We start from the raw sequence: 16881 nt of genomic DNA on the forward strand, positions 1-16881 counted from the left end.
GCGGCGCGCCGAAATCTGGGCAGAAAGCCGTTTACGTGCCTCCACCATCTGGAGGGTTCGAAAAACCCACTGGTTTTGGGTCGGCCTTTATGATTCCATTTTTCCTACGTTGATTGGGTATGGTGGAAGATGAAGCAGCCGGGTTTCTTTGATGTTGAAGAGCGGCTTGCTCGATTGAGCGGACTTGGTGATCAGCTCGAAGCGTTTTCCCGGACTGTGGATTTTGAAGTCTTCCGCCCTGACCTGGAGAAGGCTCTGACGTATTCTGACGGAAGCAAAGGCGGACGACCGCCATTTGATCCGGTGCTGATGTTCAAAATTCTGGTGATCCAGACGCTCAGCAATTTGTCTGATGAGCGGACGGAATATCTGATCAACGATCGCCTCTCCTTTATGCGTTTCCTTGGTCTGGGACTTTCAGATCGGGTGCCTGATGCCAAAACGGTCTGGCTGTTCCGCGAGCGTCTGACCCAGGCGGGTGCGATCGATGGGCTGTTCAACCGCTTTGATGCGACCCTGCGCAACGCCGGGTATTTACCGATGTCCGGCCAAATCCTGGATGCCACGCTCATAGCTGCTCCAAAGCAGCGGAACACCAACGCAGAGAAAGCCGATCTTCGGGAAGGACGTATTCCTGAAGACTGGCAGGACAAACCCAGAAAGCTGTCGCACAAGGATCGTCATGCGCGCTGGACACTGAAGTTCACGAAAGCAAAACGGCAGGATGATGGAACCATGCCATCCAGCGATCTCGCCATTCCATTCTTTGGCTACAAATCCCATGTCTCCATCGACCGGAAATACCGGTTCATCCGGAAATGGAAGACGACGGATGCAGCAGCCAGCGATGGCGCGCGCTTGAGAGAGGGGCTGCTGGATAAAAGCAACACAGCCTCAACGGTTTGGGCAGACACGGCGTATCGCTCAAAAGCCAACGAGGACTTCATGGAGGAGCATGGCTTTGTCTCGAAGGTTCACAGGAAAAAGCCGCACCTTAAACCCATGTCCCGCCATATCCAGAAATCGAATGCTGGAAAGTCGGTCATCCGATCGCGTGTCGAGCATGTCTTTGCCGATCAGAAATCGCAGACAGGACTGTTCGTCCGAACTGTAGGCATAACGCGAGCCACCATGAGGGTCGGGCTGGCCAATATCGTCTACAACATGCGTCGCTTTCTCTTCCTGGAGCGGATCAGCGCGAGCGCGTAGATATCCAGCGGATGGCAGCCCTCGATCTGCTCAAAACGCAGATCGAAAACAACTCAAAGAACCGTCTATCAAATCGCCAAAAGCCAGAAATTACGGGCCAAGCACATCAATCAAGGGTTCTTCGATCCCTCCATCTGGATCTGCGCCTCTTTGCAAAGGAGGGCATGGGCCTGCACGGCACGCTGGAGACAATCCGCGATGAAGTGGCGCACTTCACGCCGGACCTGAAAGAAAATCTTGATGATGCTGACAAAACCAATGCCGACATCAAAAAATCCATTGACGCTTACATTGCCCGTGAAGGGATCACAGCCCCTATCGAAGAACCTTATGTACCTGTCTGGGAGCCCGATGGCAGTAACACACCTCTGGATCTGAAGGCCGCCGGAATCACCTCGATCCTCTGGTGCATCGGTTTCCGCCCGAATTATCGCTGGATCGATGTGCCGGTCTTCAACGGGGCTAACAAGCCGGTCTGGCATCGGGGCGTAACTGACGCGCCGGGTTTCTACTTCCTTGGTCTGCCATGGCTGCACACATGGGGATCGGGACGGTTCTCCGGTATTTCCCGCGATGCCGCATGGCTGGCCAGCCAGATCACCGGCAAAGACGTGCCTGTAGCCTGAACGGAGAAAGTGCCATGCTTCCATGGACGACATACGAAGCGATGTACGATGCGGCACAGAACCAGCCGGAACAGTTCTGGCTGGCTGCGGCGCAACGCATCACATGGAAGCAGGCACCAGTGACCGCATGCAGAACACGGTCGGATGGCTGGCATGACTGGTTTCCCGAGGCCACGCTCAACACCTGCTACAACGCCGTGGACCGGCATGTGGAAGACGGACGCGGCGCACAGGCTGCCCTGATCTGGCATTCCTGCGCCACGAAGGAACGTCAGGTGGTAACCTATCGGGAACTACAGGGCAGGGTAGCCGGATTTGCCGGTGGCCTGCGGTCACTAGGGGTAGGGCTTGGCGACCGTGTCCTGATCAGTATGCCGACCATGATCGAAACCGCCATCGCAATGCTGGCGTGTGCGCGGATCGGGGCCGTGCATGTCGTGGTTTTCGCGGGTTATGCCGGACCTGAACTGGCTCGGCGGATTGATAACGTGGCTCCGAAAGTCATCATCACCGCCAGTTGCAGCTTTCAGGGGCAAACCACCATCCCATCCCTGCCCGCCCTGAATGAGGCGCTGGCCGAAGCCGAGCATAGACCACAGGCCTGTGTAATTGTGCAACGCGAAGCCTGTCCAGCCTCGCCTCTGCCGGTACGGGATCACGATTTTCACACACTGGAACAGTCCGCGCCTTCAGAGCCGGTCATGCTACGCTCTGAAGATCCCCTGTATATTCTTCATACGTCCGGCACGACGGGCAATGCGAAGGGCATTGTCCGCGACAATGGCGGGCATGCCGTAGCACTCGCCCTGTCCATGGAGTTGATCTACGGCTGCAAACCTGGCGATACCTTTTTCACGACATCGGATCTAGGCTGGGTGGTTGGTCATTCTTACGGCGTCTATGCGCCGCTCATCAGCGGCTGCACCAGCGTGATCGTTGAAGGCGGTGCTTCATGTTCTACAATCCGCGCGCTTTGTCACGAACACACAGTAAAATGCCTATTCACCACGCCGACCCAAATGCGGCTGATGCGACAGGAAAGCCGCCATTTGTCAGGTGCGATATTGCCTGCGCTAGCGCGAATCTTCATGGCTGGAGAATATGCTGACCCAACCTTGCTCGACTGGGCGCGGTCGTATTTTCGAAAACCTGTCGTGAATCACTGGTGGCAGACTGAAACCGGATGGAGCATAACCGGACATTTCTTCGGTCTTCCAGAGCGTGAAACGGTTTCGCTCATGAACGACATCGGGCGTGCCGCACCGGGGTTCCAGCTGGCCACTGTCCAGTCTATGCCCGGTGAACAGTGTGGAGAAATTGTTCTGTCCTTGCCGCTTCCGCCGGGTTGTCTGGCGGGTGTGTGGAAAAGTGGTGCACTTCATCCACCCACAGTCTACCTTGACGAGGCCGGTCGGTACTATCGCACCTTCGACGAAGGCATGATTGAGGCTAACCGCGCCGTTCATATGCTCGGGCGTTCCGATGATGTCATCAAAGTAGCAGGTCGACGGGTTTCTAGCGTGCAGATTGAAAAGATCATTGCCGCCCATCCGGCGGTTCACGTCTGTGCTGTCATTGCTATTCATGATAATCTAAGGGGACAGAGGCCTGTCGCCTACGTAATCGCTGTTTCAGACAATAAATCTAAGTGCTCGGCCACAGAAATAATTGATCTAGTCAATAGGTCGCTCGGTCGATGGGTCGGCCTTAAAGAGGTGAACTTCGTCAAGAATCTTCCCACGACTGTCTCAGGAAAGATCGTGCGAAGGTGTCTCGCAACCTGACAGCGAGATATGGTTTTCCCCGACATCGAAGGTCTGGTGCCACGAGAAACGTTTGAGTGAGACCAGACCGTGTTATTCCGCACGCCTATTGTGAAGGGAGCACAGTGTAGGCTGTGCCCCTTGATCTGATGGGACGCCCTTTCAGTCGACGTCCTGTGAATGCCTGCCACAGTTTCGGACACGAGGGTATGGGAGGAGAGACTACTGCCTATTCGCCGATGTGTATTCTGGACGGTAGAGCTTAGCTTCCATCCAGTCCACGATGTCTTCGGGTTCAGGGACTTGGGCCAGGCCCGAGTTGAAGATTTGGCGTGCGACTTTAATGGCCGTATTGATTTCTACGCGCAGAACATCTTTTTGCGGCGGGAAAAGCAGGCCGTGAGCGCGTTGTTCTGCTGTGACTTGTTCGGCGGTTGCCTTGGCCGCCTCGAGAAAGACCTCGTCGGTGATGCGTCGTGCCTGTGTTGCCCAGACAGCCAGTGCCACGGCGGGGAAGATGTAAAAATTATTGGCCTGGCCGGGGGTTAGCGTCTTGCCATTCAAAGTGACATCATCGAACTGGACACCAGCAGCGAAGAGCGCTCGGCCGTCGGTCCAGCGATAGGCCTGTTCGGCAGTGCATTCCGCCTTGTCGGTGGGATTGGAAAGCGCGAAAATAACGGGCTTGTCGTTGATGCTTGCCATGGTGCGGACGACTTCTTCGGTGAAGCCACCCGCGTTGGTACTGACGCCGATCAGGACAGTGGGCTTAATAGATTTGACGGCTTCTGCAAGATCTTTTGTCGCTGCATGGGAGTGGGCGAACACTTCCTGCGACGCATTAAGGTCCTGCCGCGAAGGTTCGATCAAGCCGTTGATATCCATCATGGAAATGCGGGCGCGGGCGTCAGCTTCAGAAAGACCTTCGTCCTGTAATGCACTCACGATCATATTCGCGATGCCGATCCCAGCAGAACCTGCGCCGTAGAACAGGATACGTTGTTCTTTCAGCGCCTCACCCTTGATCGATAAGGCTGTGTCGAGGCCCGCGATCGTAATGGCCGCAGTCCCCTGAATGTCGTCATTATAGCAAAGGATCTTGTCACGGTATCGCGCCAGTAGGCGGATGGCATCGTCTCCTTTCCAGTCTTCAAAATGCAGGCAGCAATGAGGATAAAGCTCTTGAATGGCTGCGACGAGTTCATCAACGAATGCGTCGAGTTCGTCTGACGATGGGGGTGCCTGCCGCAAACCGAGATAGAGTGGATCGTCAATCAATTTCTGATTGGTCGTACCGATATCCAGCAACATCGGCATCAGGCCCTGAGGTGGAATTGCGGCGCAGGCTGTATAGAGTTGCAGCTTGCCCACCGGAATACCCATGCCGTTGGCGCCAATATCTCCGAGCCCGAGAATACGACCGCCGGAACTGACGCAGATAAAGCGCACATCTTTTTCGGGCCAGTTGGCGAGAATCTCTTTCACATGCCCTTTGTGACGCAACGAAAGATACAGGCCTTGTGGTCTCTCAAAGAGACGATTGTACTGAAGGCAGGCATCAGCGATCGTCGGATCGTAAACAATCGGAAGAAAGCGTTTCGGATCGGACATCACAACCTTGAAGAACAGTGTTTCGTTACGCTGTGACAAGCCGTTCAGATGCAAGAAGCGCTCGAGATCGTTGCTCTTGCTGTCCAGCTGCCACAGGACGCGCTCCATCTGCCGATCAAGAGTTTCGACGGCGTCAGGTAGGAGGCCGAGCGTACCATTCCTGTGTCGCTCCTCATTCGTGAAGGCGGTTTCGCGGTTGTGAACCGCATCCAGAAGGGGAGGGAGTGAAGATGCAGTGCGATCGGACGTCATGTCTGTCTCCATTCATTGATGAACAAACAATGGATGTGCGTTGATGGTGCTGGTAGTCGCATAAAAGGCATTGTATCTGTGTATAAAATGCAAAGATGGCCCCTCAATGCACGATGACGCCGGTGACCTGAGATTTTTCGTACTCCTCGTTGAAGCGGGAAATCTGACTGCCGTCGCACGTCATCTCAACGTTTCGGCAGGAGCTTCCAGTCGAAGACTGGCTCGGATGGAGGAGCGGCTTGGCGTACGGCTGGTAACAAGGACATCGAGGCGTTTCGACCTGACGGATGAAGGGCAGACGTTTTATGAGCGTGCTGCAGAGATCATGACTGATATTGAAGCAGCCGAAGCCGAGATCTCCGCCAATCAAAAAGAGCTTCGTGGTGTTCTGAGGATTGGAGCACCACTTGAACTGGGACGTCGCCGTTTGGCTGATTTTGTCAGTGAATTCGCCGATCGTTTCCCGAAGCTGCGCGTTCATCTTCTTCTGTCGGATGAAGGGCTGGATGTTGTTAATAGTCGCCTTGACCTAGCCATTCGGATTGGCATGCCGAATGAAACGGGGGTTGTTGCGACAAAAATCATGAGCAGTGAACGAGTCATCTGCGCTGCTCCAGCCTATCTTAAAAAATTTGGCATGCCTGCCACTCCTGCCGAATTAAATCGGCATCGCTGTATTTGCCTGATGCGTGGGCATGAGCTGGGAATGCTCGACCGATGGCGGCTGTCTCGTGAAGGAGAAGATCAGGTCGTTGAGGTAACGCCGCATCTATCGACGACGAGCGGCGAAGTGGTGCATGATTGGGCACTCAAGGGTAAAGGCATCGTGTTCAAAGTCTTGTGGGACGTCGGCGACGACCTGCAATGCGGCAGGTTGGTCCGTCTTTTACCGGAGTACCAAGGGGAGACGATCGGATTGTTTGCAACGATGCCAAGTCGACGTAACGTGCCTCTGCGCGTTCGAACTTTTCTCGACAATTTAAGAGATTTTTTGTCACACCGATCGTCATGGCATTAGTGAAAATAATTAATATGTATGGACGGTTTTTTTAAGTGTTAATAGAAATTACGGATAATACACTCAATATTATATTCTAATTATTGTTTCCTATATCCAGAAGAATTTGATGAAAATTGGCACTTGGTCCAGTCAATTTCGCTTCAAGGGTGGCAAGCGAGATGCTGGCTCGAGGTGAGGGGCCGGAGATGGGATGGAATGTTGCGCCATCGGCATGAATTTGTCGCAGGTAAGCCGGAACGACTGCTACACCCAGTCCCGCTGCAACCATTGGAATTGTTGCGGCGATCTGAGGGGCTGCTTGTCCGAAACGCGGAGTAAAGCCGCCTTGTTGACAGGCTGAGATAATAGCATCGTAGAAACCGGGGCCGAGTGAGCGATCAAAAATAAGAAATGGTTCTTTGGCGACGTCGATTAATTTGAGCGTGTGGTGCTTGGAAAGTGGATGGCCTTTTGGAATGGCGATCAGGGTTGGTTCATCAAAGAGAGGATGGAGTACGATTTCCGGATCTGGCGCTGGCGGGCGTACAATGGCGAGATCTACCCGGCGCTCTCGTAAAGCCTCACAGAGAGCGGGGGTGTTACTCTCTTCGAGTGTGATTACAATATCGGGCCACTGCTCTCGAAATGCTCGTATGGCTTTAGGTATTAGAGGTAACAGGGCGACGGCTCCAGCCATCCCTATTCTAAGACGCCCTTGTTCGCCAAGAGATAATCCTTTGGCCAGAAGGTGAAATTGATGTTCAAGGCGCAGAATTGTCTGGGCTTTTTCAAAAAGCTGCTCCCCAAAATCCGTCAAGGTGGCCCCGCGTTTAGACCGGATAAAGAGTTGCACTCCTAGCTCTGTTTCCAGGGATTTAATCTGCTGGCTGAGAGGAGGCTGCTCAATGTGAAGCGTCTCTGCAGCTTTTGTGAAGCTGCCATGCTTTGCGATGGCCACGAAATAGCGTAGGTGACGAAGGTCCATATATCCATATGATACACGTATGACAATCAGTCAAAATATATATTGGACGTTTGAAAAGGGGGCCTCCATTCTGTCCGAAGAATTTTTGTTGGAGATACTGAGTTATGGCTTTCACTGTTGGGCATTATCTGGCTGAGCGGCTAACGCAAATCGGCTTGAAACACCATTTTGCTGTTGCTGGTGACTACAACCTGATCCTGCTTGATCAACTGATTGAGCATGGCGGTATGAAGCAGATCTATGACTGCAATGAGTTGAATTGCAGCTTTGCGGCAGAAGGTTATGCACGCGAAAATGGTGCTGCTGCTGCTGTCGTGACGTTTAGTGTCGGTGCAATTTCAGCAATGAATGGTCTGGGTGGGGCTTATGCTGAAAATCTTCCCGTCATTCTGATTTCTGGTGCGCCGAACTCTAATGATCATGGGTCGGGCCATGTCCTGCACCACACGATCGGCACGACAGATTATAATTATCAAATGGAGATGGTGAAGCACGTTACGTGTGCGGCTGAGAGCATCACCTCGGCAGACACTGCACCTGCAAAAATCGATCACGTCATTCGGACCGCACTGCGCGAAAAAAAGCCCGCTTATTTAGAAATTGCTTGTAACGTTGCGAGCCAGCCTTGTGTGCGCCCAGGTCCGGTTTCGTCGCTTCTGTCTCACCTGAAGGCAGACGAAGTCAGCCTCAAAGCTGCGCTCGAAGAAAGTCTCGCGTTTCTTGAAAAAGCCCAGAATGTTGTCATTCTTGTCGGGAGCAAGCTGCGCTCTTGTGAGGCACTGACTGAAACAGTGGCTCTTGCAGACAAGCTCGGTTGTGCTGTGACTGTTATGGCTGCGGCCAAGAGCTTCTTCTCTGAGGCGCATCCGGGTTTCCGCGGAGTTTATTGGGGGGAGGTCAGCAGCCCTGGCGTTGAAGATGTCATCAAGAGCGCTGATGCTGTTATCACTCTGGCCCCGGTCTGGAATGATTATTCGACTGTCGGTTGGCGGGATTCCGTGCGTGGCGAGCGTGTGCTTGAGGTGGACCCAGGCCGTGTCACGGTGAGCGGAAAGACTTTTGAAGGTTTCCGTTTGAAGGAATTCGTGGCTGCTCTGACGGAGCGGGTGTCCAGTAAGCCTGCCTCTCTGGTGAAACCGTATACTCCCGTTGCGCTGCCGGTTGCTGACGGTGCCAAGCCGCTTACTAATGATGAAATGACCCGTCAGATCAATGCATTGGTTGACGGTAACACGACGTTATACGCCGAGACTGGTGATTCCTGGTTCAATGCAACACGTATGCATCTGCCTGAGGGTGCTAAAGTTGAGTCGGAAATGCAGTGGGGACATATCGGCTGGTCTGTACCGTCTATTTTCGGTAATGCCCTGGCTGCTCCTAAGCGTCAGCATGTTCTGATGGTTGGTGATGGCTCGTTCCAGCTGACGGCACAGGAAGTGGCGCAGATGGTTCGCTATGAACTGCCGGTTATTATCTTCCTCATCAATAATTTTGGTTACGTCATTGAGATCAAAATTCATGATGGTCCGTATAATTATATCCAGAACTGGGACTATGCCGCTCTGATGCAGGTCTTCAACCAGGGGGTTCCGGGCGTGGAAAGTGGTAAATACGGACTGGGCCTGCACGCTACGACAGGTGCAGAACTGGCTGAAGCCATTGAGAAGGCCAAGAAGAATACTCGTGGACCAACATTGATCGAATGTAAGCTGGATCAGACAGATTGCACCGAAACTCTCGTGCAGTGGGGTAAATTTGTTGCAGCCGCCAATTCCCGCAAGCCTGTCTGAAAATAAGTAATTTAATTTATGCATGTACCTTCCTTTAAAAACAGGAAAGTACATGCATAAACACGTCTATAAAAATAAATAACAGATCATTTTAAAATAAAAATTTATGAAGGAAATAAACGAATGAGCGTATATAGTATCCATAGTTAGTAATTCTATTTTTGTGAAGCGAGTGTTTCTTATGCGCATATCACGTTCTACCAGCCCTCGGATCGGAAGGCGTGGGTTGCTTTTGGGTATGTCGTCTCTCAGTGCCCTCTTTTGTGTTCAAACATCTCGCGCTGCGCCATCGCGTGGTGGAATGGTGCATCAAAAGTTCATGTCGGTCTCATCTCTTTTGGTGCCGCACAAGCTCAATGAAACGATTGGAATTAGAACGGCGGATGCAATGATCGCGACTGTTCCTGATTTTCCTGAACATTTAGAGCAGCTAGCATCGTTCATTGAGGCTAAAAAGCCCGCCGATGTTGAAGAGCTTATGGAAGCTCTACCAGATGTTTCTTTGAAAAATGCCGCTCAAAGCATCATTGAATCTTGGTATACTGGTGCAGTTCAGGGGGCATCCACTATTTCCGTCATTTCTTATGAAGAGGCTTTGATGTTCAAAGTCACGTCTGATGTAATGACGATACCCTCTTATGCTATTTCTGGGCCTAATGGCTGGACGGCGGACGCTCCGCCTCTTTCTCAACTTCCGATTTTTTGAAGCTGATATAGGAGCGCGCTGAAATGGTAAATGAGACAAAATATGACGTCGTTGTCGTCGGAACAGGCGTTGTTGGGTGTTTGATCGCTGAACAAGCTCTGGATGCTGGTTTGTCAGTGCTCATGTTGGAGGCTGGGCCCAGGGTTGATCGACAGACCATCGTAGAAAATTTTCGCAACCTTCCTCCGTCGTTGCGACATCATTGGGATGCGCCATTTCCTCCCCCACCATGGGCACCAGTTCTCGAAACACGCACGCCTGGCGAAGAAAATACTTATCTGGATCTGACAGGGCCTAATGCCACGGCTTACCAGCAAGGTTATGTTCGGTATGCTGGCGGAGCGACGTGGCACTGGGCTGGCATTTGTTGGCGAATGACCCCTGAAGATTTGAAATTAAAAAGCCTCTATGGGGTTGGGCGCGATTGGGCTTTTGATTATGAGACTTTAGAGCCGTATTATGCTCGTGCAGAATATGCTCTGGGCGTTTGCGGTCCAACGGATGCCGCATTGCAATGGCCTCCCAAAACGCCTCGTTCCCGGCCTTATCCCATGGGTCCGTTACCTTTGGGGCCAGGAGAGCAGCGCTTCACCGATGTTATGGCACCACTCGGCCTGCAAAATTTGCCTGCACCGCAGGCGCGCAATAGTGGTGTTAGTTATGATGGACGTCCTGCGTGCTGTGGCAATAATAACTGTTTTCCGGTCTGCCCTATTGCTGCAAAATATGACGCAGCCACGGCACTGCCACGCATTGAGGCCAAAGGCGGAAAGCTTTTAACCAATGCTGTTGCCTATCGCATTGAAGCGGATGACCGTCATAAAATACAGGCTGTCCATTATTATGACCCTCATCGAACATCACATCGCGTAACAGGGCGTGCTTTCGTCATTGCCTGTAATGGTATCGAGACACCCAAACTTCTATTGTTGTCCAAAGATGACCGCCATCCAAATGGAATTGCCAACAGTTCCGATCAGGTTGGGCGTAACATGATGGATCAGCCGAAGTTGAAAGCGACTGTTGAAATGAGCGAGCCGCTTTGGACAGGGGTTGGTCCCGTACAGGGCAGTAGCATTCTGAACACCAGTCAGGGCGACTTCCGTAGTGAATACGCTGGAGCCATGTTCCGTATGGAAAATATGGCTCGAGGCTCGATTGGTGCAGCAGAAGCGTTAAAAAAGGGTCTGTATGGACGTGCGCTCGATCAGGAAATTCGTCGCCTGTCTGCTTGTACGGGACTGTTGGTTGTGGAGCACGAGCCTCTTCCGTCGTCTATTAATCGTCTGACGCTGTCGGATAAAAAAGACTGGTTGGGGCTCAATCGCCCGCGAATTTATTATGATGTTGGTGATTATGTGCGGCGTAGTGCGGAACAATATACGATTCCGACACTTAAAAAGATGGCAGCGGCTTTAGGGGCGACAAAGTTCGATCTGAATCCTGAGTTCTTGCATAGCGATCACATCATGGGAGGCTGTATTATGGGAAAAGACCCATCAGACTCAGTTGTCGATGTTGATTGCCGTTCTCACGATCATGAGAATCTCTTTCTTCCAGGCGGGGCAGCAATGACAACCGGCGGAAGTGGAAATAGCACGATTACAATGGCAGCACTTGCTTTGAAGGCCGCCGATGCAATCGCAGCACAATTCAAGACGGCTTGATCTCATGATACAGCGATCCTTTTTCTACACAGTTACAGTCTGCTCTCTTGCTGCCATTGCTCTTTCTGCGACACATCCAGCAAAGGCTGATCCACTTGGAAATCCGCAGCGTGGTCAGTATCTGGCGATTGCTTCAGACTGCGTAGCTTGTCATACAGCGCCTCATGGACAGCCTTTCGCGGGTGGGTTGGCCATGCATACTCCTTTGGGCGTTATGTATTCGACAAACATCACTCCGTCTTTGTCAGCAGGAATTGGTCATTATTCTTTAGAAGATTTTGACAAAGCTGTTCGGCGTGGCGTCAGAAAAGATGGTGCCAACCTGTACCCCGCAATGCCGTACACAGCTTATTCCTATCTGACGGATCAGGACATTGCTGATTTATATGCGTACTTCCAGAAGGAGGTTGCTCCGGTAGATAAAAAAGGACCGGTTACAGCGCTGCCATTCCCGATGAATATCCGGTTCTCCATGTCTTTTTGGAACATGTTGTTCCTGAATGGAAAACCCTATCAGGCTGATGCGACAAAGTCGGCAGAGTGGAACAGGGGAGCTTACCTGGTACAGGGGGCGACGCATTGTGGAACCTGCCATACACATCGCGGGTTCCTGATGCAGGAAGATCTGGCGCATCCGCTGTCGGGAGCCAGTCTTGGAACATGGTACGCACCAAACATTACTCCTGACACAGTCAGTGGTATTGGGAGTTGGAGTGATCACGATCTTACGGAATATCTCCGCACGGGACGCCTGCATGGCAAAGCTCAGGCCGGAGGCGGGATGGGTGAGGCTGTTGAACACAGCTTCTCCCGCATGTCTTCCGGCGATCTCAATGCCATTAGCGTTTATTTACGCAGTTTAAAGCCGGTCAGTGATCCGAATGATCATACGTCATCCAGATTTCAGCAGGGTCATGACGTAAGTCCGGCAGTTGAATTACGGGGGACAACCCCGATTATGGATCACAATGACAACACCGCCAGTGGAGCAGCTCTCTTTATGGGGAACTGCGCCTCGTGTCATGGGGCCAGTGCTCAGGGTAGTAAAGACGGTTATTATCCATCCCTTTGGCATAATTCAGTCACAGGCGCGTCGCGTGGCGACAACCTTATATCGACCATTCTATATGGTGTTTCTCGATCAGTGGAGGGGCGGCAAGCCTTCATGCCAGGTTTCGGTGGGAAATCGGGAGATGCTGTACAGCTTGATGATGATCAGATCGCGAGGTTGAGCAATTTTGTTTTCAAAACATATGGTCGACCAGACGTTCAGGTCACACCACAGGATGTCGCGCTTATCAGAAGGGGTGGGCCTGCCTCTCCATTATTGCTGTTGTCCCGAGTTGGCATGGCGGCGGGAGCAATACTGGTCCTGGTACTGTGTGCCGTAGTGTTCGTCATAAGACGCCATAAAACGAGAAATGTTGTTTAAAGTAGAAAGGATATGAGTATGTTTGAAAAAATTCGTACGTACACAAAAGTTATGCTGATTATGTCTTTTGCGGGAGCTGTGTCTATGTCTTCATTATCATCTGCCCATGCTCAGGAGGTATCCATTCCGGAACTTCCAAAGCAGGTTGATCCAGACTTGAAAAAGAACATAGTCGGGGTTTGGGAGCTGGTTTCTTATAAGGTTCAGGATAAAGAAACCGGGAAGTTGATTGACGCTATGGGCGCCCATCCGCGTGGTCGCGTCATCTTCACCCCTGACGGTTGGGTTGCGTTTAATCTTGAAGGGAGTGATCGTCAGCCTGCAAAAAATGATGCAGACCGAGCGCATCTCATGAAGACACTCGTTGCCTATATTGGCCGTTATCGTGTGGAAGGTAACCAGTGGGTTACAAGTGTACAGACAGCATGGGCGCCAGAATGGGTTGGAACAGAGCAGCGTCGTAATATCGTCGTAAAAGGGAATGAAGCTGATGTTCTGACGCCTTGGCGGATTATGCCTAATTGGGATAACGGAAAAATGTCCCGGAGCATTATCCGTTTTAAACGGGCCGACTAATTCTAAAAAACAGGTGGAGAGATCGAAGAACCGTTGATTGATGTGCTTGGCTCGCGATTTAAGGCTTTTGGCGATTTGATTGACGGTGCTTTGGGTCGCTTTTGATCTGCGTTTTGAGCAGATCGGGGACTGCCGTCCGGCTGGATGACTACGCGCTCGCGTTCAATCTTTCGAGGAAGAGGAAGCGGCGCATATTATAGACGGTATTGGTCAGGCCGATCCTCATGGTTGCCCGGGTGATACCGATAGTTCGGACGAACAAACCCATTTGCGATTTCTGATCGGCAAAGACATGCTCGACACGCGAGCGGATGACCGACTTTCCAGCATTCGATTTCTGGATATGTTGGGGCATAGGTTTGAGATGCGGCTTTTTTCTGTGAACCTTTGAGACAAAACCCTGCTTTTCCATGAAGTCTTCGTTGGCTTTGGAGCGGTACGCCGTGTCGGCCCAAACGCTTGAGGCCGTATTGGTTTTATCCAGCAGCCCTTCTCTCAATCGCGCACCATCACTGGCGGCGACATTAGAGCGTTTTCTGCCCTGAATGAATCGTTGTGGATTCCCAAAGTGGCTGTGATCTGATTCAAGATGACAGCCGGGATGGAGGCCGGCTGTGGATGTCATCACGCACATTGTTTTCCAGTGACCATGTGGCACGGCGGAACGCAACCTCTGGCCACGTCGACACCGCCCGTAGCGTCTTGCCATATTCGTGGAAGCCCAGGTTTCATCAATGAAGACCAGCCGCGCCGGATCGAGATCGGGCTGGGCATCGAACCACTCCTGCCGTCGTGTCAGGATGTCCGGCCGGTCCTGTTCCGCCGCGTGAGCGGTCTTTTTTTCCATGTGATCTTATGACGCGCGAAGAAACGCCACAGCGTGCCGATTGCAAAGTGATGGCCGTTCTCAGCCAGTCGGGCGTGGATCTCGGCCAGGGTCAGATCGTCCTTCTGGGCGATCAGCGCATGAATACACTCTGCCTGCGCCTCAATCCGGTGAGACAGACGATCCCCGCCACGGGGGCTGGCAGCAGGACTGCCGGTCGTAGCGGCAAGAGCGCACCAGAGAACCGCACTTGCCGGACTGACGCCAAACCGTTCAGCCGCCTGACGCCGCGACAGACCATTCGAAACGGCCGCAACAACACGTTCGCGGAGATCCAGAGACAATGTGCGTGATGACATCCACAGCCGGCCTCCATCCCGGCTGTCATCTTGAATCAGATCACAGCCACTTTGGGAATCCACAACGATTCATTCAGGGCAGAAAACGCTCTAAGAGACGTATGATCCGTATAGTTGATGAAGCTCGGCCAATTACTCAGCCGCTCATGGCGAGCATTATTATGAGTTTTTCTGATATGCTTCTTCGGGGCGAACCGGCGTTAATGTCGTCACTTCGATGAAATAACCCCCTTTCGCTCGAAAGTAGAAGGACCACGCCCCATGCGCGTTGCGTGGAGCCTGCACCTCCCAGCCATCGGCGCTTAGGCGCTCATAGAGAGCATCAACGTCCTCGCGAGACTTCTGGATGAAACCAATGTGCAGGATGTCGAATTGCCTGGGATAATCGAAGCCTTCAAGTTTGTTGTCGAAGTGATTGACGATCAGCACCAGCCCATCATTGTCCTGCATGATGGCCATCTTGATCCCACGTACAACGAGAGTACGCAGGCCAAAATACTGTTCGAACATTGCGCGATCAGCCTCAGTATCGTGGCTGTAGAGGTTGATATGGTTCAGCTTCATGACTGTGTCTTTCCGTTGGTGAGACGGACACGAGCCGATCGCAATCTGGACAACGACGACCGGCCACGGACGAGGCCTATCCTCGTCGTGTCCGGCCATGGCCAAGAGCGGGTTTATTCGCTCAAGCGTGACTGTCTCTCCAGAGAGACCACAGGTTGTCACCATACCTGCATCGCTGTCTTTTTAGGCAAACACGACTTTGCTGATGCCAGTAGCAGCGGTCAAGCAGCTTCTTCAACTATGTCCGCTTAGTAGACACTCATTGGGCAACAAAAATGACCGATAAGAGGGCGTGAGCAGCAGGTCCGCTTACGCCTCATGTCAGACATAGATACATTCATTGGGGTTTACGCATAGCGGACATGCGTTTGTTCTGCTGATCGCTCCCGAGAAAGGCCGTTAGTCCGTTAACAATCTCTAGCTTTATAAGCCATTCGTCTTACTGTAGTGGGCCAGAAATGATCGATGAAGAGTTGCCACCGCCGATGGTTCACAAAGAGGTCTGTGACCGATCAAAAGCTTACTATCTGTCCGCAGCCGGACACAGCCAGTTGTGCAGAATTGCTTTTGATAATTTTCTAAAAGATATCGTAGGAAAAGAATCCAATGCTGTTTGGATTGCTTTTACAAACAACATATGTTTTGCGCTTGAAGCCAGTCTAAAATCTTTTCTATGTTTAAAAGGAATAAATGAGAAGAAGCTCTCTAGTCGGGAATATGGACACAATCTTTTGAAATTATATAATGTTGCTATCGATAATGATTTGAGAGATTTGAACGTAGTATTTCGCGAGGAGGATCTTAGTACGGTACTCGGAGAAATAATCCAGTTGTTTGGAAAAGACTATGCTTCATTTAACTATAGATACATCGAGAAAACGATAGTGACGACTATCTCTCAGAATTCTATCGAGATGGTGCTTGCATGCATTGACTATCTGAATGAATATTTGAACGAAGAAATCAAGGTGAGGACTAGCGGGGTCGCTTCTTATGTACCTAACCTGAGACGGCCATTCCAATCCCGTCCGAATAGTAACGAATCTGATATCTAACAATGGAGTTATCTATGAGTGTCTCTCTTCTTTTGAGCGCAGCGTCAGGAGCGGCCGCGGCGCATCTGGCTCAAGTGAGTAACACGCTTTTTCATGACCTTGATGTTGCGGGGGAATTGGCCCTACGCTCGTTTCAATTCTCTGTGCCGAGCGATCCTACGTACGGTGAAATAATTAACGACTACCTTCGATCTTTAGGAATCGACCCTGACGCTCCGGCAAATGTTTCGGTATATGTACTAAAGAAATACCCCCACATAGCCGTACAGTTCGGCGCGCTACACGGACTCACTCTATCGCCAACCGGCCCCAGTTCGTTTATACTTACATAGGCCATCCACTCTATTGCGGAAGAGTGGCTACACGCGAGTGCTTTCAACACCGCCCCAAAGACGCGGCCATGACTGACACTAAACGACCGCTTTATCTCTCTTCTGCTCATTGAGCGGACATTCTGGGG

The 16881-nt window shown here is 51.8% G+C and carries 12 protein-coding genes and 3 pseudogenes; 10 read left to right on the forward strand and 5 right to left on the reverse strand.

Translation table 11 applies throughout. The features are described from left to right. Positions 1–129: 129 nt before the first annotated feature. The 3 genes and pseudogenes from JK213_RS11575 (at position 130) to JK213_RS11585 (ending at position 3619) form a co-directional block, all read left to right on the forward strand. The gene (locus tag JK213_RS11575; protein ID WP_194257273.1) at positions 130–1209 is read left to right on the forward strand and encodes an IS5 family transposase; all 1080 of its coding nucleotides are present in this window, start codon (positions 130–132) and stop codon (positions 1207–1209) included. 134 nt (positions 1210–1343) lie between these two features. After that, positions 1344–1835 (forward strand): annotated as a pseudogene (locus JK213_RS11580) (MSMEG_0569 family flavin-dependent oxidoreductase); the annotation flags it as partial. A gap of 14 nt (positions 1836–1849) precedes the next feature. Beyond that, a complete protein-coding gene (locus tag JK213_RS11585) occupies positions 1850–3619 on the forward strand; it encodes an AMP-binding protein (protein ID WP_211571602.1) in 1770 nt (589 codons plus the stop codon). A gap of 201 nt (positions 3620–3820) precedes the next feature. On the opposite strand, the gene JK213_RS11590 is transcribed toward JK213_RS11585, so the two are convergent. After that, entirely contained in the window at positions 3821–5461 is a 1641-nt protein-coding gene (locus tag JK213_RS11590) for an NAD-dependent malic enzyme (protein WP_211571605.1), read from the reverse strand. Positions 5462–5567: 106 nt separating this feature from the next. On the opposite strand from JK213_RS11590, the gene JK213_RS11595 reads away from it, so the two are divergent. Next, the gene (locus tag JK213_RS11595; RefSeq protein ID WP_211571607.1) at positions 5568–6479 is read left to right on the forward strand and encodes a LysR family transcriptional regulator; all 912 of its coding nucleotides are present in this window, start codon (positions 5568–5570) and stop codon (positions 6477–6479) included. A gap of 76 nt (positions 6480–6555) precedes the next feature. Here JK213_RS11595 and JK213_RS11600 read toward each other — a convergent pair whose 3' ends face one another. Next, on the reverse strand, positions 6556–7446 hold the full coding sequence (locus tag JK213_RS11600) for a LysR family transcriptional regulator (protein WP_211571610.1): 891 nt from the start codon (positions 7444–7446) through the stop codon (positions 6556–6558). A gap of 104 nt (positions 7447–7550) precedes the next feature. Here JK213_RS11600 and JK213_RS11605 point away from each other — a divergent pair, with 104 nt between their 5' ends. From JK213_RS11605 to JK213_RS11625, 5 genes are all read left to right on the forward strand, one after another. Further along, positions 7551–9236, forward strand: a complete 1686-nt coding sequence (locus tag JK213_RS11605) for an alpha-keto acid decarboxylase family protein (protein ID WP_153431824.1) — start codon at positions 7551–7553, stop codon at positions 9234–9236. A 181-nt stretch (positions 9237–9417) separates the two neighbouring features. Continuing rightward, complete coding sequence (locus tag JK213_RS11610; RefSeq protein WP_153431950.1) at positions 9418–9942, forward strand: sugar dehydrogenase complex small subunit; 525 nt, start codon at positions 9418–9420, stop codon at positions 9940–9942. A 23-nt stretch (positions 9943–9965) separates the two neighbouring features. Continuing rightward, positions 9966–11609, forward strand: coding sequence for a GMC family oxidoreductase (locus JK213_RS11615; protein ID WP_211571613.1), 1644 nt, complete (start codon positions 9966–9968; stop codon positions 11607–11609). Positions 11610–11613: 4 nt separating this feature from the next. Continuing rightward, a complete protein-coding gene (locus JK213_RS11620; protein WP_211571614.1) occupies positions 11614–13041 on the forward strand; it encodes a cytochrome c in 1428 nt (475 codons plus the stop codon). A gap of 18 nt (positions 13042–13059) precedes the next feature. Continuing rightward, positions 13060–13617 (forward strand): lipocalin-like domain-containing protein, encoded by a 558-nt coding sequence (locus JK213_RS11625; protein ID WP_228391974.1) that lies wholly within the window; start codon positions 13060–13062, stop codon positions 13615–13617. Between the two features lie 148 nt (positions 13618–13765). On the opposite strand, the pseudogene JK213_RS11630 reads toward JK213_RS11625, so the two are convergent. The 3 genes and pseudogenes from JK213_RS11630 to JK213_RS11640 form a co-directional block, all read right to left on the reverse strand. After that, positions 13766–14143: pseudogene (locus JK213_RS11630) on the reverse strand (transposase); the annotation flags it as partial. Positions 14144–14251: 108 nt separating this feature from the next. After that, a pseudogene (locus JK213_RS11635) lies at positions 14252–14802 on the reverse strand (IS630 family transposase); the annotation flags it as partial. A 159-nt stretch (positions 14803–14961) separates the two neighbouring features. Continuing rightward, positions 14962–15366, reverse strand: a complete 405-nt coding sequence (locus JK213_RS11640; RefSeq protein ID WP_153431733.1) for a VOC family protein — start codon at positions 15364–15366, stop codon at positions 14962–14964. A 458-nt stretch (positions 15367–15824) separates the two neighbouring features. On the opposite strand from JK213_RS11640, the gene JK213_RS11645 reads away from it, so the two are divergent. Beyond that, a complete protein-coding gene (locus tag JK213_RS11645) occupies positions 15825–16421 on the forward strand; it encodes a hypothetical protein (protein ID WP_211571617.1) in 597 nt (198 codons plus the stop codon). Positions 16422–16881: the final 460 nt, after the last annotated feature.

The sequence above is a fragment of the Gluconobacter sp. Dm-44 genome (assembly GCF_018256175.1).
Lineage (GTDB): Bacteria > Pseudomonadota > Alphaproteobacteria > Acetobacterales > Acetobacteraceae > Gluconobacter > Gluconobacter cadivus.